Origin of the sequence: Bradyrhizobium sp. (assembly GCF_035652035.1) — a bacterium.
Classification (GTDB): Bacteria; Pseudomonadota; Alphaproteobacteria; order Rhizobiales; family Xanthobacteraceae; genus Bradyrhizobium.
In genome coordinates, this window is sequence record NZ_DASREO010000003.1 from 25,555 (window position 1) to 44,113 (window position 18,559).

Below are 18,559 nucleotides of genomic sequence, written 5' to 3' on the forward strand. Positions count from 1 at the left end.
TTCCGGCTGATTGAACCCGCCTGCCGATCGTGGGCGGTTATTCGAAAGCATTGCGATGAGCAAACAGACCGAATTTGCGGTTATTTTGAAGATGAATCCGATGTTTTCGGATATCGGCGCCGAGGAATTGCAGCGGCTCGCCGCGCTCTGCCATACGCAGCATCTCGATGCGGGCGAGACGCTGTTCCAGAAAGGCGACGCCGGCGATGCCCTGTTCGGGGTCCGCCGCGGTCAGATCCGGATCGAGACCGGCGCCTCCGATGGCAGCCGGCTGACCCTGAATTTTTTGGGGCCCGGCGATCTGTTCGGCGAAGTCGCGGTGCTCGACGGTGAGAGCCGCACCGCCGATGCCGCGGCTGGCGAGCCGACCGAACTTTTTGTGCTGCGGCGGGAGGATTTTTTAGGTTTCCTCGAACGCGAGCCGAAGGTCGCGGTCAAGCTGATCATGCTCTTGTGCCAGCGCATCCGCTGGATGAGCGAGCGGATGGAGGAATCGGTGTTGCAACCGTTGCCGGTCCGTCTCGCCCGGCGGCTTTGTGCACTCGCCTCCGATTTCGGATCCGAAGTGCATATTTCGCAGGAGCAGCTCGGCGTCTTCGTCGGCGCGGCGCGCGAGAGCGTCAACCGTCAATTGCAGCTCTGGCGCAAGGACGGGATTCTCGATTTGCAGCGCGGGCGCATTCTCTTGAACAACATGAAAAAGCTCACCGCGCTGGCGCGCGACCAGTAGTGCCGATTGGCGGCTTTTTGATCGGTTTCACTCCGCGGCCGGCGAATGCAGGGCGGCCGGTGGCGGCTTGTGTTCTCCGGTTTCGTCGGCGCCATGATCGCCGGAGGCAACCAGGTTCTTGGTGAAGCGCCAGATCAGCGTGCCGACGTCGTCCATCACCATGAACATCGCCGGCACGAACACCAGCGACAGGATGGTTGAAAAGATCAGGCCGCCGATCACGGCAAGCGCCATCGGCGAACGGAACTCGCCGCCGGCGCCGAACGCCAGCGCCGAAGGCATCATGCCGGCAGCCATCGCGATCGTGGTCATCACGATGGGGCGGGCGCGCTTGATGCCGGCATCGATGATGGCAAATTCGCGCGGCTTGCCGTCGCGCATGGATTCCACCGCGAATTCCACCAGCATGATGGCGTTCTTGGTGACGATGCCCATCAGCATCAGGATGCCGATCCAGACCGGTGTCGTCAGCTGCTTTCCGGTCACGAGCAGGGCCGCGATCGCGCCGCCGATCGAAAGCGGCAGTGAGAACAGGATCGTGATCGGTTGCAGGAACGTGCCGAACAGCAGCACCAACACCGCGTAGACCATCATCAGCCCCGCGGTGATGGCGGTGGCAAAGCCGGCCGACAATTCGTTGAGGCTTTCAGCGTCGCCGGAGGGGCTGACCCTCACTCCCTTGGGCAGGCTCTTCATCACCGGCAGCTCATAGATCTTCCTCGTGGCATCGCCAAGCGCGGCGGTGCCGACGAGATCGGCGGCAACCGTTGCCTGCCGCTCGCGGTCATAGCGGTTGATGCTGGTCGGCCCCTGGTCGAGCTTGATGTCGGCGACGACAGACAACGGCACGCCGCCGCGTCCGCCGCCGAGCGGAACGCGCAGCTGCTCGAGCGTCTGCAAATCGCCGCGGGCATTGTCCTCGAGCTGCACCCGGATCGGCACCTGGCGGTCACCGGCGTCGAACTTGGCGAGCGCAGGCCCAACGTCGCCGATGGTCGCGACGCGGATGGTCTCCGACAAGCTCTCGGTGGAAACGCCGAGACGCGCTGCGAGGTCGGCGCGCGGCTGAATGCGAAGCTCCGGCCGGTCGAGCGAGGTTTCGGAGATCACGTTGGCGATCAGCGGAATTCGCTTCATCTGGTTGGCGAGTTCGCTCGCAACGTTGCTGACGATATTGCTATCGGCGCCGGTGACGACGAGCGAGATCGCGCGCAAGCCGTTTTCGTCGAGGAACCAGAACCGGATATCGGGAACGTTTTCGAGTTCCTTGCTGATCGAAAGCTCGAGCTCGCGCTGGGTGATCTTGCGCTCGGTTTTCGGCGTGTAGTTGATGATCAGCGCCGCGCGGCGCACCTCGAAAGTGCCGGGTGGGACCCGGCCGCCATCGACGAACACGCTTCGCACCTCGGGTCGCTTGCGCAGGCGCGCCACGATCTGCTCGGTGACTTTTTCGGTGTAGGCAAGCTGCGAGCCCGGCGGCAGCTCCATCGCAAGCAGCGAGCGCGCGGTGTCCTGCGCCGGCAGGAAGCCCTGCGGCAATAGCGTGATGCTCCAGATCGATGCGGCGAAGATGCCAAAGCCGATCAAGACCGTGACGAAGTAGTGCTTCACCGACCAGGTCACGAGCCTCGTATAGGTCTGCAGCACGCGGCCGGGCGGCGGATCGTCGTGCGGATGGTCTTTCAGGAAATAGGCGGCCAGCACCGGCGTGACAAAGCGCGCGGCAAGCAGCGAGAAGAACACCTGCACCGACACCGTGATGCCGAACTGCTTGAAGAACTGCCCGGCGATACCCGACATGAAGCTGGCGGGTGCAAAGATCGCGATGATCGTGAGCGAGATCGCGATCACGGCGAGGCCGATTTCGTCGGCGGCTTCCAGCGCCGCGCGATAAGGCGACTTGCCCATCCGCATGTGACGGACGATGTTCTCGATCTCGACGATCGCGTCGTCGACGAGAATACCGGTCGATAGCGTGATGGCGAGGAAGCTGACGAGGTTGAGCGAGAAGCCGAGAAGATCCATGGCCCAGAACGCCGGGAAGATCGACAGCGGCAATGAGATCGCGGCGATGATGGTGGCGCGGATGTCGCGCAGGAATAGCAGCACGATGATGACGGCGAGGATGGCGCCCTCGAACAGGGTCGAGATCGCCGCCTCGTAATTACCCTTGGTGTATTCGACCGAGGTGTCGATCAGCTTGAGGTCGACTTCGGGGTGGGCGATCTTCAGCGCGTCGATGCGCTTCTGCACCGCGGCCGCGACCACCACATCGCTCGCGCCCTTCGAACGCTTGATGCCGAGCGCCACCACAGGCTCGCCGTTGAAGCGCGCGAACGTCCTTCGGTCGGCGATGGTGTCGGTCACGGTGCCGAGATCGTCGAGCCGGACTTCGCCGCCGGTCGGCAGGCTGATCATGGTTCCGGCGAGCTCGTTGAGTGTCTTGGCGCCGGCAAGTGTACGAATGGCCTGATCGTTCTTGCCGATTTCCGCCCGCCCGCCGGCGAGATCGACATTGGTGCCGCGCAGGCGACGCGAGACGTCGACGGCGGTAAGCCCTGCGGCCTGCAGGCGATCTGGATCGAGCGAGACGAGAATTTCGCGCTCGACGCCGCCGATGCGCTCGACTTGCGCGACGTTGCGCACGCCTTGCAGCGCGCGTTTCACCACGTCGTCGACGAAATAGGACAGTTGCTCGGGCGTCTTGCCGGGCGAAATCGCCGCATAAGTGACGATCGGCAAGCCGATGACGTCGACGCGCTGGATCAGAGGCTCGTTGACATTTTGCGGCAGGTTGGCGCGCACGCGTGTGACGGCGTCCTTGACATCGTTGAGGGCGCGGTCGGTGTTGGTTTCGAGCGCAAACTGGATCGTGGTTACTGACAGGCCGTCGGTGATCGACGACGAGATGTGCCTGACGCCCTCGACGCCCGACACGCCGTCTTCGATGGTTTTGGTGACCTGCGCTTCAAGTTCGGCAGGCGCTGCGCCAAACTGCGAGACCGCAACCGAAATCACCGGAATATCGGCGCTCGGCAGCCGCGTGACTGCAAGCTTGGTGAAACTGATCCAGCCCAATACCAAGAGGATGATCGAAAAGACGACGGATGGAAGCGGGTGGCGGATCGACCATGCCGAGATATTGAGAGCCATCAGCGTACCTGCGTCCGATCGAGGTCCTCGGCGAACACCGTCTTGATCTGGTCGCCGTCATGAAGTGAAGAGCCGGCGTCGGCGACGACGACTTCGCCGACGTCGAGGCCTTCCAGGATTTCCGTTGAGGTGTCGGATACGAGGCCTACGCGGACTTTCCGCGTCTCCACCGTATTGCCTTTGACCACCTGAACGGTGAGGTGGTCGATTGCGGTGCGCGGGATCGCCACCCCGCAGCTCCGCTTGGCGTCGATGCTGGCCTGGGCGAACATGCCGATCTTGAGGTCGGAATTGCCGGGGAGCGTGATCCGGACATGGCCGAGCTGGGTGTTGCGATCGATCTGCGGTAGCACCTGCCGCACGCGTCCGATGATGTCGGGGCCGTTCTCCCGGCTGATCCGTGCATTGGCGCCTGGGCTCAACTTCATCATGTGAACCGCGGGCACTTCGGCGTCGAGATCGATTTCGCTGTTGACGGCGATACGGAACATCGGTCCGGCCTGCGGCGAGGCGGGGGCGCCGGCAATGGTGTTGACCTGGGTGACGAGGCCTGCGGCCGGTGCGCGCAAAGAGACCGGGCCACGCGCAGCATTCGCTCCCGGCGGCGGGGTCAGCCGCGCCAGCTCCTGATTATCGGCAACGGTCTCACCGTCGCGGACCAGCACTTCAGTGACCTTTGATCCCTCCTGGTCGACTCCCGCCACGGCTTCGCGGCGCGGCACCACAAATCCGGTCACCCGCACCAGATCGGAAAAGCAGGCGTTGATGGATTTTGTGACGACGACCAGCGCCTTGGCGGTCGTTTCCTTCTCCTCAGCACGCGAGCGATGCTCGAAGGCGTACCAGCCGGCCCCGAGGAGAATGAAAAATGCAACCGCCAGCGCAGGCTTGAGATACTGGGAAACGTTCATTGCCGGGCTCGGCGCTCCTTCGTCAGCCGTCCAATCACTTCGAGGCGGTCGTCTTGTTTTCAGCGTTGACGACCTGCACGCGGCGATTCACTTCCGCCGTCGGATGATCGGGATCCTTCAGTTTGGTCTTGCCGTAGCCGACGGTGATGAGGTCGGCGCCGGCAATGCCGGCCTTCTCGACCAGGTAACGCTTGATCGAATCGGCGCGGCGTTCCGACAGGTCCTGATTGTAGGCGTCGCCGCCGACAGCGTCGGTATGGCCGGCAACGATGAACGTCGATCCCTTGAGTTCGGGATTGGCGAGCGCGCGGCCGAGCGCCTGCACCGAGGGAAGCGACTTTGCGCTGATCCGGTCGGAATTGTAGTCGAAGTTGATCTCCAGATCGATCTTCGGCTTGTCCTTGACCATCGCGGCAAGCTGCTCGCGTTCGCCGGTCGACAGTGAACGCGACGGCCGGTTGCGCAGCGATTGCACGAATTTGCTTTCGGCATCGGAGGCCGTATTCGCCTGCGCCGGTGGCCCCATCGACAGGCTGCGGGTGAGGGGCTTCTTCTCCGGCGTCAGCGCCTTGAGGATTTGATCCTCGGATATATCCTGCGCTTTGGCGGCATGAAACGGGAGTGCGGTGCCAATTGCGAACAGCGAAACGATCGCGATGACGACACGCCTTGCGGAATTCCATGACATGGCCAGTCCTCCTTTAAGGACGCATTCGGACGAGATTCAGTCGAGATGCTCCGCCTGCCGGAGCTTTAATGGAAATTACGGATGTTTCTACCGAATGCCGTAGCTTGCAAATTCCTTGACAATATTCGGGTCCATGGCCTTCGCGTTGTTGATATCAACTTCGCCCTCCGACGCGGCACCGCTGCGCTGCCGCGCCAGGCCGCGTCCATATAATGAAGAGGTCAGCCGCGGATTGATACGCAGCGCGGCGTCGAAATCGGCGACCGCGTTCTTGTTCAATCCGCTCTTGAGGTTGACGAGCCCGCGGCTGTCGAGGGCGTCGACGAAGTTCGGACGCAGCCGAAGCGCCTCGTTGCAATCCCGCAAGGCGGGCTGCAAGTCGCCGGTGACCGCGCGAACCCAGCACCGGTTGTTATAGGCTTCGACATCCCTGGGGTTGAGGCGGATCGTGTTGCCGAAATCCTTGATCGCGAGGTCATAGGCGCCTTTGCTGGCATAAACCTGGCCACGCCGGTAGAGCGCGCCGGCGTCGTCGGGATTGTCCTGGAGCTTGGCCGTCAGATCCTTGATGGTCGGGTCGTCGGCGAGCGAGGGCGGTGGCGGCGAGGCCGGTGGCTCGTTGCTCGGCAACACCGCAACGGCCGGCTTCTCAGGCGGCGGCAGAGCCGCCGGGGTGTCGGTCTTTTGCGGTAAAGGCGTCTCCACCTTTGGCGGTTCGGCTTTCGGCGTTTCAGTCTTTGCCACGTCCGTTTTGGCCGGTGCGGGTGGGTCGACGCGCGGTGCCGGCGGGAGCGGGGTCTCGGCGGTCGCCTGTTGTTGCGGCGGCGGGTTTGCCGGCCGCGCGCCGGAGGCGCCCGGAATGAAGGAGAAGTCTTCCGCCAGCGACGAGGAAATCCACGGCACCTGCTCGCTGCGTGAGGCCCGGGTCACGCCGACACGGGTGCGGTTGAGTGTCTCTTCCGCCATCAGGTCGGGAACCCGGATTTCCTTGAGCAGCTCCTGAACGAACAGGCTGTGATCGCCGCCATTGTCGGACATCACCGAGCTCAGGGCCGCCGAATACATCACCAGCGAGCCGTTCGGGGCGATCACCGGCGCAAGACCGGCGGAGAAGCTGCGGAACCGCCGCTCGTATGGATTGCGCCGGGAGGCATCGATCAGCGCGATCTTGACGCCGGCGCCGCGGTTGTTGATCTCACCGAGCGCCGTCTCGAGGCTGAGCCCATCGCGGCGGACATCGGCCTCCGTCCATATCTGGGCATCGACCGGGATCATGAAGCTTTGGCGGTTGGACTGGATGCCGTAACCCGAGAAGAAAACCAGCGCCACGCTGCCCGGCTTGATGTGGCTGTAGAGCCGCTCGAACGCCTTCCGCATGCCGTCGCCGCTCAGATTCTCGCCGGTCTCGACGGTGAAACCGTCACGCTTGAGCTCGTCGGCGATGCTCCGCGCATCATTGATCGGTTCCTTCAGGGGGGCATCGGCATCAGGGTATTTGGCGTTGCCGATGACGAGGGCAAACCGGTCGGCGGCAACTGCACCCGAAGGAAAAAGGGGGGCGAGCGAACACACCAAAAGCGCCAGCAATGAAAGGCGGATACTCATTCTGCTTTGGTCCAGCCAAATTCTGTATCGGTTCAAGGAGTAAGCGGCGATCCCCAGGTTCGCGCGCCCGCCAACTTTAGCTCACGAAAATCGCATTATCAAACCGTGCTCGCGAACGGGGGTCAACCGCCTGCACAGCGGCCAAATTGCCGCGCAGCTAAATTTATTTGAAGCCGTCGCCGCCGGCCCGTGCGCCGATCGCTCAACCTCACCGTGTCGCGGAAATAAAGCCCGCCGATGTCATTGCCGCGACACAATGGCGGGCGGCATTTTTGATCGACACGGCATGAACATTTCGGGGTTTGACCTTTTGGCACCGCGGTGGCTTGCTTGCGGCGGGTCAAACAGAAAAGAAGCCGAACCGATGGAAACGACCTACGAAGTCCATGCGCTCCGCTACGCCACGATGTCGCCGCGCACCCCCAACATGAATTACATCACCCCCGATCCGCACGAGACCGCGGCGTCCGATCTCGACTATTTCGTCTGGCTGATCCAGGGGGCGGGGCGCAACATCCTCGTCGATACCGGTTTCAATGCGGAAGAGGCGGCGGTCCGAAGCCGCAAGCTCACGCTCAATCCGGCAGAAGCACTGACGCGCTTTGGCGTTCGGCCCGAAACGATCAATGACGTCATCGTCACCCACTTGCATTACGACCATGCCGGCAATCTCGATCTGTTCCCGAACGCGCGCTTTCACCTGCAGGATCGCGAGATGAGCTACGCCACCGGCCGCTGCATGTGTTTTGGCCATTTGCGCCATCCGTTTTCGATCGAGCATGTGACGCTGATGGTCAAGCACGTCTACGGCGAACGCGTGACTTTTCATGCGGGAGAGGGCGAAGTCGCTTCCGGCGTCACGGTACATCATGTCGGTGGTCATTCCGACGGCTTGCAGGTGGTGCGGGTTGCGACCGCGCGAGGCCCGGTCGTACTGGCGTCGGATGCGGCGCATTTCTACGGCAATCTGCATCGCCGTAGTCCATTTCCGATCGTCTATAATGTCGGCGACATGTGTGCGGCGTGGGAAACCGCCGAGCGCCTGGCTGGACATCCCGATCGCATCATTCCGGGGCATGATCCGCTGGTCGCCGAACTCTATCCGCGCGCCAGCGACAAGGTCGACGCATTCGCGCTGCACCAGCCGCCATCGCGTTCCTTCGCAAAGTAGAGGCGGCTGTCATGATCAATCGGTTTCCCGGACTTACGCCGACACGCAGCCGCGCGGTGATTCACGACGAGCTCGTGCTTACGGTCGCGGTTGCGCCCGACCCGGTCACGCCATCGATGTACGAGCAAAGCAGCAAGGCGCTGGCGCGGATCGACGAGAGCCTCGCGCTCTGCGGAACGGATAAAGCCAAGATCCTGTCGGCGATCGTTTACATCACGGACATGTCGCGGAAGAGCGAGATGAACCGCGCCTGGGACGAATGGGTGGACCGGGCCAATCCGCCGATGCGGGCCTGCATCGGCGTCGAGCTGGAGCCGCCGCATATTGTCGAAATTGTCGTGACCGCGGTCAAATAATCGGGGCGATCAATAGCCGCCGGCTTTTCCGGCGTCCTTGATCGTCTGCGCGAGCCCGAGGCTTTGCTCGATCTTCCCCAAGGCGGCGGCGAAATCCTTGCGCTCGCCGGCCGACAGGCAGGCAAGAATGTCCTGTTCCTTCTCCAGCAGCCGCGGAATCAGTTCCTCGTAGAGTGCGTGGCCTTTCGGCGTCAGCTGAAGGGCAAATTCGCGGCGGTCGTTTTCGTTGGCGACGCGCTCGATGATCTTGCGCCGCATCAGCGCCGTCACCGCGCGGCTGATCGTCGATTTATGCGTCCGGGTACAATACGAAATATATTGCGCGGTGCATGCACCTTCGCGGAAACCGAGCGTCGCCAGCACGCGCCATTCCGGAATGTCGAGGCCATAGCGCTCGCGATATTCGATCGACAAAGCGGCGCTGACCTCGGCCGCGAGGCGGTTGAGTCGGAACGGCACGAAGCGGAACAAATCGAGAGGGGCCTTCGCCAAAATCCCTTCCGTCCGGGTTGCGCCGGCGCCGCGGCGAGTTTAGGATAGTTGCAGGTGAAACTAATTTAACAAGATCGGCCCGTTCTGGCCAGAGCGTTTAAACGCAAATGTCACAGGGAACTCCCGACACCAGGACCCGGTTCGGCTACCATCGCCACGCCGATCAGGATCGCGTTGGCGCGGACACGGCCATGCATCCGGTCGTGGTGGTCGGCGCGGGACCAGTGGGGCTGTCGCTTGCGATCGATCTCGCCCAGCGCGGACAGCCGGTGGTGCTGCTCGACGATGCCGATCGCATCGGCGAGGGCTCGCGCGCAATCTGCTTCTCAAAACGTTCGCTGGAATTCTGGGACCGGCTCGGCGTCGGTCAGCGCATGGTCGACAAGGGCGTGGTCTGGCAGGTCGGGAAGATTTTCCACGGCGCCTCGCTGCTCTATCAGTTCGACCTGTTGCCGGAACAAGGACACAAGCGGCCGGCCTTCATCAATCTCCAGCAGTTTTATGCCGAGGCCTATCTGGTCGACCGCGTCGACGAGTTGCCGACGATTTCCTTGCGCTGGCGCAACAAGGTGGTCGGTCTGGAGCAGCGCAATGACCACGTCATCCTTTCGATTGAGACGCCCGACGGGGTCTACCGCATCGGTGCGAGCTATGTCGTCGCCTGCGATGGCGCGCGCTCCAGCTTACGGCAAATGGTGGGCGCGGAGTTCGCAGGCCAGGTCTTCGAGGACCAGTTCCTGATCGCTGACGTCAGGATGACGGCGGAATTTCCGACCGAGCGCTGGTTCTGGTTCGATCCGCCATTTCATGCCGGACGGTCGGCACTGCTGCACAAGCAGCCGGACGATGTCTGGCGCATCGACCTGCAGCTCGATCGCAACGCCGATCCCGTCGCCGAGAAGCATCCGGAAAATGTGCGGCCGCGCATTGCGCGCATGCTCGGCCACGACCAGTTCGATTTCGAATGGATTTCGCTTTACAAGTTCCAGTGCCGGCGCATGGCGCGCTTCCTGCACGGCCGCGTCGTCTTTGCCGGCGATGCCGCGCATCAGGTTTCACCGTTCGGCGCGCGTGGCGCCAATTCGGGCCTGGAAGATGCCGAAAATCTCGGCTGGAAACTCGACCGCGTGCTGCGCAAGGCTTCTCCCGAAACCTTGCTCGAGAGCTATCACGTTGAACGCAGCCAGGCGGCGGATGAAAATATCCGCGAGTCAACCCGCTCGACCGATTTCATGGCGCCGAATTCGCGTTACGAGGCGCGGCTGCGCAAAGCCGTGTTGGCGCTGGCCAAGGAAACCGAATTCGGCAAACGCATGGTCAACGGTGGCAGGCTCTCCGTGCCATCGACCTACCAAACCTCGTTGTCCAGCGAAGACGGCGAGGATTGGCGCGGCGGCCCGCGCCCTGGCGCCTCCATGCTTGATGCGCCGGTGACCGTTCCCGGCGGCGAGGTCGGCTATCTCACCGACGCTTTCGTGAAAGCCGGCCGAGGCTTTACGCTGCTCGCCTTCGCAAATGGCGAGGCGGTCGAGCGCCCGGCCGACGTTGCGCTGATCACGATCGACGCGCACGGATTTGCCGATGCCGCGGGACTGCTCGCCGCGCGCTACGATGCCAGACCGGGAACCGCCTATCTGCTGCGGCCGGATGGCTACGTCGCCGCGCGCTTCCGCCATCCGACGCGGGCCGCCGTCGATGCGGCGCTTGCGCGCGCAACAGGCAACAATTGAGGTGCCCATGGCGTTGTTGACCAGATCCAATTTCGAACGGCCGGACGATGCCTTTCGCGCCATCATCGAGGCGCATCGCGGATTGAGCGACGAGGCGAGTGCCGATCTTGATGCGGCACTGGTTCTCATTCTCGCCAACCACATCGGCGATCTCGACGTCCTGCGCGAGGCCATCGAGCTGGCGAAGCGGCGGATGCTGGAAGCGAGCCAGCAACAACAACAGCAGCAATAAAGAAACAGGACCGGGAAAAATGGCCAAAGGTTTTGCGTCCACCACTGATCTTTCCGACAAGAAGATCACCTTCTCCGAGATCGGCACCGACCTCTATGCCTTTACGGCCGAAGGCGATCCGAATTCAGCGGTCATTGTCGGCGACGACGGTTGCCTCGTGTTCGACGCGCAGGCGACGCCGGCGATGGCGGGCAAGGTGATCGAGCGCGTGCGCACTGTTACGGACAAGCCGATCAAATACGTCGTGCTGTCGCATTATCACGCGGTGCGCGTGCTGGGCGCATCCGCTTACAAGGCGCAGGCTGTGATCGCCTCGCAGGAAACCTACCGGCTGGTCGCCGAACGCGGCCAACAGGACTGGGACTCCGAATACGGCCGCTTTCCGCGGCTGTTCCAGGATGCGCAAAGCATTCCCGGCCTGACCTGGCCGACGCTCACCTTCGAAGGCGAGATGTCGATCTATCTGGGAAAGCGCGAGATACGCCTGATGCAGCTCGGTGCGGGGCACACGTCAGGCGATATCGTTGCCTGGGTGCCGGATGCCGAAGTGATGTTTTCCGGCGACCTGATCGAATATCACTCAGCCTGCTACTGCGGCGATGCGCATTTGCGCGAGTGGCCGGCGACGCTGAACGAAATCCGCGCCTTCAATCCCAAGGCAATCGCGCCGGGTCGTGGCGATGCGCTGAAGGGCCTGTCCACGACGCGCGAGGCCATCGCGATGACGCGCGATTTCGTCACCACGCTCTATGGCGCGGCGGAATCGGCCGTCGCTAAGGGACGTAGTCTGAAGGACTCGATGGCCGCCACGCGCGAAGTCATGGATCCGAAGTTTTCCAGCTTTGCGATTTACGAGCACTGCCTGCCCTTCAATGTCTCGCGCGCTTTCGACGAAGCGTCAGGGATCGATGACCCCGTGATCTGGACCGACAAGCGCGACCGGGAAATGTGGGCTTCCTTGCAAGGAGGATGATGATGAATATCAATACGTCTCCTGATGCGATCAACCGCAGCTCAGCAAACATCACGCCGGGCTATATGTCCGGTTTCGGCAACAGCTTTGAAACCGAGGCGTTGCCCGGCGCACTGCCGATCGGGCGCAATTCGCCGCAGCGCTGCGCTTACGGGCTCTATGCCGAACAGTTGTCCGGCTCGCCCTTCACCGCGCCGCGCGGCAGCAACGAACGCTCCTGGCTCTATCGCATTCGTCCCTCGGTCAAGCACTCCGGCCATTTCGAAAAAGTGGACATTGGACTGTGGCGAACCGCGCCCTGTCACGAGCATGACATGCCGATTGGGCAGTTGCGCTGGGACCCCGCGCCGATCCCGAAGGCCGAGATGACCTTCCTGCAGGGCGTGCAGACGATGACGACCGCAGGCGACGCCGGCACGCAAGCCGGCATGGCCGCGCATGTCTTTCTCATCACCAAGTCGATGGTCGATCAGGCCTTCTATAATGCCGATGGCGAGATGCTGTTGGTGCCGCAGCAAGGGAATTTGCGCTTCGTCACCGAATTTGGACGGATCGACGTCGAGCCCGGCGAGATCGCCATCATTCCGCGCGGCGTCAAATTCCGCGTCGAACTCACGGGCGGCCCTGCGCGCGGTTACATCTGCGAAAATTACGGCGGCGCCTTCACGATGCCGGAGCGCGGACCGATCGGCGCCAATTGCCTCGCCAATGCGCGCGACTTCCTTACCCCGGTTGCCGCGTACGAGGACAAGGACACGCCGACGGAATTGTTCGTGAAATGGGGCGGCTCGCTCTACGTGACCAAATTGCCGCATTCGCCGATCGACGTGGTGGCGTGGCACGGCAACTATGCGCCTTACAAATACGATCTGCGGGCGTTCTCGCCGGTCGGCGCGATCAGCTTCGATCATCCCGATCCGTCGATCTTCACCGTGCTGACGTCGCCGTCGGAAACAGCCGGCACCGCCAACATCGACTTCGTGATTTTCCCCGAGCGCTGGGCTGTCGCCGAAAACACCTTCCGTCCGCCGTGGTATCACATGAACATCATGTCGGAGTTCATGGGGCTCGTTTACGGCGTCTATGACGCGAAGCCGCAGGGCTTCACGCCGGGCGGCATCAGCCTGCACAACATGATGCTGCCGCACGGCCCCGATCGCGAGGCGTTCGATCACGCCAGCAACAGCGAATTGAAACCGGTCAAGCTCGCGGGCACCATGGCCTTCATGTTCGAGACACGGTTTCCGCAGCGTGTCACGGCGCATGCGGCGAAATCAGCGACGTTGCAAAGCGACTATGCAGATTGCTGGAAGGGACTGGAGAAGCGGTTCGATCCCGGCAAGCGGTAAGCAATAGCCCAACATGCTACTGTCATCGCCGGGCTTGACCCGGCGATCCATCGCTCAAATTGATGGACGCCCGGGTCGAGGCCTGGGCATGACGATTGGAGGAATGTCTTGTCTCACCCGAACGATCCCGCACTCCGTTCTTTCATTCCGGTCGAGGCTGACTCGGATTTTCCGATCCAGAACCTGCCTTACGGCGTGTTCTCGACCGCGGCTCTCCCGACGCCGCGCGTCGGCGTCGCGATCGGCGATTACGCGCTCGACCTCTGGGAGCTCGAACAGGACGGTCTGCTGAATTTCGACGTCGGTCCGGGAGTTTTTGCTGGTCGATCGCTCAATCACTTCATGTCCCTTGGGCCGAAGGTCTGGGCCCAAACACGCGCACGAATCAGCGAGCTATTGCGACATGATCATCCGGAGTTGCGCGACAATGCTCAGCTGCGAAAATTGGCGTTCGTTCCGATGAAGGACGCGAAGCTGCATCTGCCGTTCGCTGTTTCCGGCTACACCGATTTTTACGCCTCCAAGGAGCACGCCAGCAATGTCGGCATCATGTTCCGCGGCAAGGACAATGCGTTGCAGCCGAACTGGCTGCACATGCCGATCGGTTATAACGGCCGCGCCTCGACCGTCGTCGTCTCGGGCACCAGGGTGCAGCGGCCGCGCGGGCAGCTCAAGCCGCCAAACGCCGAACTTCCGAGCTTTGGCGCCAGCAGGCGGCTCGATTTCGAACTCGAAATGGGCGCGGTGATCGGACAGGCGTCGCCGATGGGGGAGACGCTGACGGAAGCGCAGGCCGAAGAGATGATCTTCGGCTTCGTGCTACTCAACGACTGGAGCGCCCGCGACATCCAGCAATGGGAATACGTTCCGCTCGGGCCATTTCAGGGCAAGGCGTTTGCGACCTCGATAAGCCCGTGGGTGGTGACGTCGGCGGCGCTGGAGCCATTCCGGCGTCATGGGCCGAAGCAGGATCCGGCGCCGCTGCCTTATTTGCAGCAGGCGAAAGCCAACAACTACGACATCGAACTCGAAGTCGGCTTGCGAGCAGCGTCCATGAACACGCCGGCGCGCATCTGCCGCACCAATTTCAAATACATGTATTGGTCGTCGCTGCAGCAATTGCTGCACCACGCGTCTTCCGGCTGCGCGATGAATATCGGCGATCTCTTGGGGTCCGGCACGATTTCGGGGCCTGAGAAAAATCAGCGCGGCAGCCTGCTCGAGATTTCCTGGAACGGCACCGAGCCGGCGGAGATTGGAAGCGGCATTACCCGGACGTTTCTCGAGGACGGCGATTCGCTGGTCATGCGCGGCTGGTGCCAGGGCGATGGTTACCGCGTCGGCTTCGGCGAGGTCGAGGGCACGATCGTTCCGGCGAAATGAGGGTTCGCGCCGCAGCGTAACCCCTTGACGCCCTCACCCTGAGGAGCTTGCGAAGCAAGCGTCTCGAAGGGCGAGGCCACACCAAGGCCTCATGGTTCTCGCGGCGATGCGAAGCATCGTCCGGCAGACGCGCGTTAGCCTGTGCGTCGTCCGCTAACGCCCTCGCTACCGCTCGGCCTGCTCGGGCGCGCCGCGCTCCTCACCACGAGGATCGAAGAGTACCTTGACCTACCGCTGCTCCGGCGGAATATCCCGTAGCGCTCGGCAATGCGCGGCAATATCGTCGAGCGCATATTTGAGATGCACGCGTTTGTCAGACGGCAATTGCTTTGTCGCGCAGACGCCCGGCCGCCATTCCCGTGCGGGACGAATTGGCCTCGGGGCAAATCCTCCGCCGCAGTTCGGGCAGACATTGGCGAGCTTGTTCTCGGCACAGTCCGCGCAGAAGGTGCACTCGTAGCTGCAGATGCGCGCATCCGTTGATTGCGGCGGCAGATCCTTGTCGCAGTATTCGCAGTTCGGCCGAAGCTGCAGCGCCATCGTCTTGTCTCCCCGAGAGGGCGATCATCGCAAATCGCACTGAAATTGCGAATGACGAATTTCCCTCGAATCACGCCAACGCTTCTAGTGTCCCGGTTCTGACATTCGTATCATGTCGCGGCGGGTTCGTTTACGAATGTCAGAACCAAAGGGACACTAGCCAAGATGTGCTTCTAGTGAAGCTTTGCCCCTGACGTTCCTTTTACGAGGTCGCTGCGAAACTGAAAGGAACGTCAGGGTCGCTTCACTAGTCAACCCCGCAATGGCAGCTTGCCGCTCTCCTTGAGCCGGTCGAGCACGATCGAGGAGCGCACATGGGCGACGCTCGGATGTGGCATCAAGATTTCGTTGACCATCTGAGACAGGCTCCTGAGATCGCGCAGCACGGCCTTGATCATGTAGTCGGCGTCACCTGTGAGCGCATAGGCCTCCTGGATGTCATCGATGCGGCTAACCAGCGCCCGGAATTTCTTGGCGTTGTCGGGCGAATGGGTGGCAAGCGTGATCTGGATGAAGGCGATGACGCCAAAGCCGAGCGCCTCTGAGGCAAGCTCGGCGCGATAGCTCGAAATCACCTTCTCTTCCTCAAGCCGCATGCGGCGGCGCGAGCACTGCGAGGCCGACAATCCCGCGATCTCGGCAAGGTTCTGGTTGCTGAGCCGGCCGTCGTTCTGCAACGCCCGCAGGATTTTGAAGTCGAAAGTATCAAGCGAAATCATGCATGAAGCTCGTCGCTTTTGCGTAAGTTGTGCATATTCTAGCGAAGTTTCGGTCAATTTGCACAGAAATTGCGTGACAGAGGAGCGAATATCCAATCGACCGAAATAAGGAAAATTCCCATGGGTCCGTTTCCGCACGACGCGCCGCCGGCGACGATCAGCACCGATAATCCCATGGGCACCGACGGCTTCGAGTTCGTCGAATATGCCCATCCCGACGGAACTGCGCTGCACGCGCTGTTCAAGCTGATGGGCTTTGAGGCGGTCGCGCGCCATCGGTCGAGGAAGATCACTGTCTATCGCCAGGGCGACGTCAATTACGTCGTCAACGAGCAGGAGGGCAGTCACGGCGTGAACTTTGTCGCCGCGCACGGGCCTTGTGCGCCTTCGATGGCGTTCCGGGTGGTGGATGCGAGAAAGGCCTATAATCGGGCGCTCTCGCTCGGTGCCGAGCCCGCCGACATATCCGCCGCGCAAAAAGTGCTCGATGCTCCCGCCATCAAGGGTATCGGCGGCAGCCTGCTTTATTTCGTCGATCGCTACGGGGCGAAGGGCTCTGCCTATGATGGCGAGTATGAGTGGCTCGGCGCGCCTGATCGGAGGCCCGTCGGCGCCGGCCTCTATTATATCGATCACCTCACCCACAATGTGCATCGTGGCCGCATGGATGTCTGGGCCGGCTTCTACGAGAAGCTCTTCAACTTTCGTCAGATCCGCTTCTTCGACATCGAGGGCCGCGCCTCCGGCCTGTTCTCGCGCGCGCTGACGAGCCCGGACGGCAAGATCAGGATTCCGATCAACGAGGATGCCGGCGCCTCCGGGCAGATCGAGGAATATCTGAAAGTCTACCGGGGGGAGGGCATCCAGCACATCGCCTGCGGCTGCCGCGACATCTACCGTACGGTGGAGACCTTACGCGCCGCCGGACTGCCTTTCATGCCGTCGCCGCCGGACACGTATTTCGAGAAGGTCGACATCCGACTGCCCGGTCATGGCGAAGAGCTCGCGCGGCTGAAAGGGAACGGCATCCTGATCGACGGCGAGGGCGTGGTTGACGGCGGCCGAACCAAGGTTCTGCTGCAAATCTTCTCCGCGAATGCGATCGGCCCGATCTTTTTCGAGTTCATCCAGCGCAAGGGAGACGATGGTTTCGGCGAAGGCAACTTCAAGGCCCTTTTCGAATCGATCGAGGAAGATCAGATCCGCCGCGGCGTGTTGAAGGTCGACAGCGCGGCTTGACAGCGGCTAGCGCCGTTTCCATGCTGACAGCATTTCCGCAAGCTCCGCCTTCTCCGGCTCCCGCACCGTCGACGGCGTTCGCGAGAATCGCGGCGCCGGCGCCGGTTGCGTCACCCCGTGGCGTTTGACGAAGGTTTTTCGCGCCGCCATGTGAGGGTGCATCGGCGCTTCGGCAATCGTGAGCACCGGCGCGAAACAGACGTCAGTGCCTTCCATGATGGCGCACCACTCGTCGCGGGTCTTGGTCGCGAATACTTCGGCCAGCTTCTGCTTCAACGAAGGCCAGGCCTCGCACTCCATCTGGGCATCGAAAGCCGCATCATCCGACAGGCCTGCAAGCTGACGGAGCAGCGCATAAAACTGCGGCTCGATCGAACCGATCGAGATGAAGTTGCCACAGGCGCATTGGTAGACGCCATAGAAGTGCGCCCCGCCGTCGAGAAAGTTGCTCTCCCGTCCTTCAATCCAGCGGCCGATGGCCGCAAAGTCGTAGAACATGGACATCAGCGAGGCGGCGCCGTCGCACATCGCGGCATCCACCACCTGGCCCTTGCCCGACCTCTGCGCTTCCAGCAGCGCGGCGAGCACGCCGACGACAAGATAAAGGGCGCCGCCGCCGAAATCGCCGACGAGGTTGAGTGGCGGGACCGGACGTTCGGTGGGGCCGATGGCCGCCAACGCACCGGTCAAAGAGATGTAGTTGATGTCGTGGCCGGCGGCCTGGGCCAATGGCCCATCCTGTCCCCATCCGGTCATGCGGCCGTAAACCAGCCGCGGATTTCGAGCCAGCACCAGATCGGGACCAAGTCCAAGGCGCTCCATCACGCCCGGCCGAAAACCCTCGACCAGAGCGTCGGCGCATGCCAGCAGATCAAGCGCGTGGGTGAGCGCGTCTTTATTCTTGAGGTCGATCTCCACGACCTTGCGCCCGCGCGCAGCCGCCAGTTTCGGGTTCTTCCTGGCTCCGGGGCGATCAAGCGTGACGACCTCGGCGCCCATGTCGGCCAACATCATGCAGGCGAATGGTCCGGGTCCGATGCCGGCGAATTCGACGATTCGGAAGCCGCTTAGCGGACCCGAAGAGGCGTTCGTCGATGTCTGATGATCCGGCGGGCTGGGCACTTTGTTTTTTCCGCGAGCGCTAAGACCAAAGTCGTGGCGCAATAGTCGGCCAATGTCGCGATGTCCGTCAACTGGCGGCAGACAATTGGTGGTTGCCCAGGATGAAGCCGGTTCGGCCGAAACTTCCACGCAATGTTGATCGAACTGGCCAGGGCGAGCACGGCCC

Annotated in this window: 17 protein-coding genes; 9 read left to right on the plus strand and 8 right to left on the minus strand. The window is 62.3% G+C overall.

What is annotated here, in order from left to right:
- Positions 1–55 precede the first annotated feature (55 nt).
- Positions 56–730, plus strand: a complete 675-nt coding sequence (locus VFB05_RS00955; protein WP_325007791.1) for a Crp/Fnr family transcriptional regulator — start codon at positions 56–58, stop codon at positions 728–730.
- A 27-nt stretch (positions 731–757) separates the two neighbouring features.
- On the opposite strand, the gene VFB05_RS00960 is transcribed toward VFB05_RS00955, so the two are convergent.
- From VFB05_RS00960 to VFB05_RS00975, 4 genes are all read right to left on the minus strand, one after another.
- Entirely contained in the window at positions 758–3,883 is a 3,126-nt protein-coding gene (locus VFB05_RS00960; RefSeq protein ID WP_325007793.1) for an efflux RND transporter permease subunit, read from the minus strand.
- Positions 3,883–4,794, minus strand: coding sequence for an efflux RND transporter periplasmic adaptor subunit (locus VFB05_RS00965; RefSeq protein WP_325007795.1), 912 nt, complete (start codon positions 4,792–4,794; stop codon positions 3,883–3,885). Before VFB05_RS00965 ends, VFB05_RS00960 begins: the two co-directional genes overlap by 1 nt.
- A gap of 34 nt (positions 4,795–4,828) precedes the next feature.
- Positions 4,829–5,482 carry an OmpA family protein gene (locus tag VFB05_RS00970; RefSeq protein WP_325007797.1) on the minus strand — a complete coding sequence of 218 codons (654 nt, stop codon included), beginning with the start codon at positions 5,480–5,482 and terminating at the stop codon, positions 4,829–4,831.
- A gap of 87 nt (positions 5,483–5,569) precedes the next feature.
- The gene (locus VFB05_RS00975; protein ID WP_325007799.1) at positions 5,570–7,087 is read right to left on the minus strand and encodes a caspase family protein; all 1,518 of its coding nucleotides are present in this window, start codon (positions 7,085–7,087) and stop codon (positions 5,570–5,572) included.
- Between the two features lie 364 nt (positions 7,088–7,451).
- Between VFB05_RS00975 and VFB05_RS00980 the strand changes: the two genes are divergently transcribed.
- Positions 7,452–8,258 carry an N-acyl homoserine lactonase family protein gene (locus VFB05_RS00980; protein ID WP_325007801.1) on the plus strand — a complete coding sequence of 269 codons (807 nt, stop codon included), beginning with the start codon at positions 7,452–7,454 and terminating at the stop codon, positions 8,256–8,258.
- 11 nt (positions 8,259–8,269) lie between these two features.
- Entirely contained in the window at positions 8,270–8,614 is a 345-nt protein-coding gene (locus tag VFB05_RS00985; protein ID WP_325007803.1) for a RidA family protein, read from the plus strand.
- 9 nt (positions 8,615–8,623) lie between these two features.
- Here VFB05_RS00985 and VFB05_RS00990 read toward each other — a convergent pair whose 3' ends face one another.
- Positions 8,624–9,106 carry a MarR family transcriptional regulator gene (locus VFB05_RS00990; protein WP_325007805.1) on the minus strand — a complete coding sequence of 161 codons (483 nt, stop codon included), beginning with the start codon at positions 9,104–9,106 and terminating at the stop codon, positions 8,624–8,626.
- 107 nt (positions 9,107–9,213) lie between these two features.
- On the opposite strand from VFB05_RS00990, the gene VFB05_RS00995 reads away from it, so the two are divergent.
- The 5 genes from VFB05_RS00995 (at position 9,214) to fahA (ending at position 14,773) form a co-directional block, all read left to right on the plus strand.
- Positions 9,214–10,836, plus strand: coding sequence for an FAD-dependent oxidoreductase (locus tag VFB05_RS00995; protein ID WP_325007807.1), 1,623 nt, complete (start codon positions 9,214–9,216; stop codon positions 10,834–10,836).
- Positions 10,837–10,843: 7 nt separating this feature from the next.
- Positions 10,844–11,068: a DUF2783 domain-containing protein gene (locus VFB05_RS01000; protein WP_325007809.1), complete on the plus strand. Its 225-nt coding sequence runs from the start codon at positions 10,844–10,846 to the stop codon at positions 11,066–11,068.
- A gap of 19 nt (positions 11,069–11,087) precedes the next feature.
- Entirely contained in the window at positions 11,088–12,041 is a 954-nt protein-coding gene (locus VFB05_RS01005) for an MBL fold metallo-hydrolase (RefSeq protein ID WP_325007811.1), read from the plus strand.
- A gap of 2 nt (positions 12,042–12,043) precedes the next feature.
- Positions 12,044–13,390, plus strand: coding sequence for a homogentisate 1,2-dioxygenase (hmgA, locus tag VFB05_RS01010; RefSeq protein ID WP_325007813.1), 1,347 nt, complete (start codon positions 12,044–12,046; stop codon positions 13,388–13,390).
- A gap of 108 nt (positions 13,391–13,498) precedes the next feature.
- On the plus strand, positions 13,499–14,773 hold the full coding sequence (gene fahA, locus VFB05_RS01015; protein WP_325007815.1) for a fumarylacetoacetase: 1,275 nt from the start codon (positions 13,499–13,501) through the stop codon (positions 14,771–14,773).
- 228 nt (positions 14,774–15,001) lie between these two features.
- Here fahA and VFB05_RS01020 read toward each other — a convergent pair whose 3' ends face one another.
- Complete coding sequence (locus VFB05_RS01020; RefSeq protein WP_325007817.1) at positions 15,002–15,313, minus strand: DUF1272 domain-containing protein; 312 nt, start codon at positions 15,311–15,313, stop codon at positions 15,002–15,004.
- A 251-nt stretch (positions 15,314–15,564) separates the two neighbouring features.
- Positions 15,565–16,032 (minus strand): Lrp/AsnC family transcriptional regulator, encoded by a 468-nt coding sequence (locus VFB05_RS01025; protein WP_325007819.1) that lies wholly within the window; start codon positions 16,030–16,032, stop codon positions 15,565–15,567.
- A gap of 120 nt (positions 16,033–16,152) precedes the next feature.
- Here VFB05_RS01025 and hppD point away from each other — a divergent pair, with 120 nt between their 5' ends.
- A complete protein-coding gene (hppD, locus tag VFB05_RS01030) occupies positions 16,153–17,271 on the plus strand; it encodes a 4-hydroxyphenylpyruvate dioxygenase (RefSeq protein WP_325007822.1) in 1,119 nt (372 codons plus the stop codon).
- A gap of 6 nt (positions 17,272–17,277) precedes the next feature.
- On the opposite strand, the gene VFB05_RS01035 is transcribed toward hppD, so the two are convergent.
- A complete protein-coding gene (locus tag VFB05_RS01035; protein ID WP_325007824.1) occupies positions 17,278–18,393 on the minus strand; it encodes a CaiB/BaiF CoA-transferase family protein in 1,116 nt (371 codons plus the stop codon).
- Positions 18,394–18,559 lie beyond the last annotated feature (166 nt).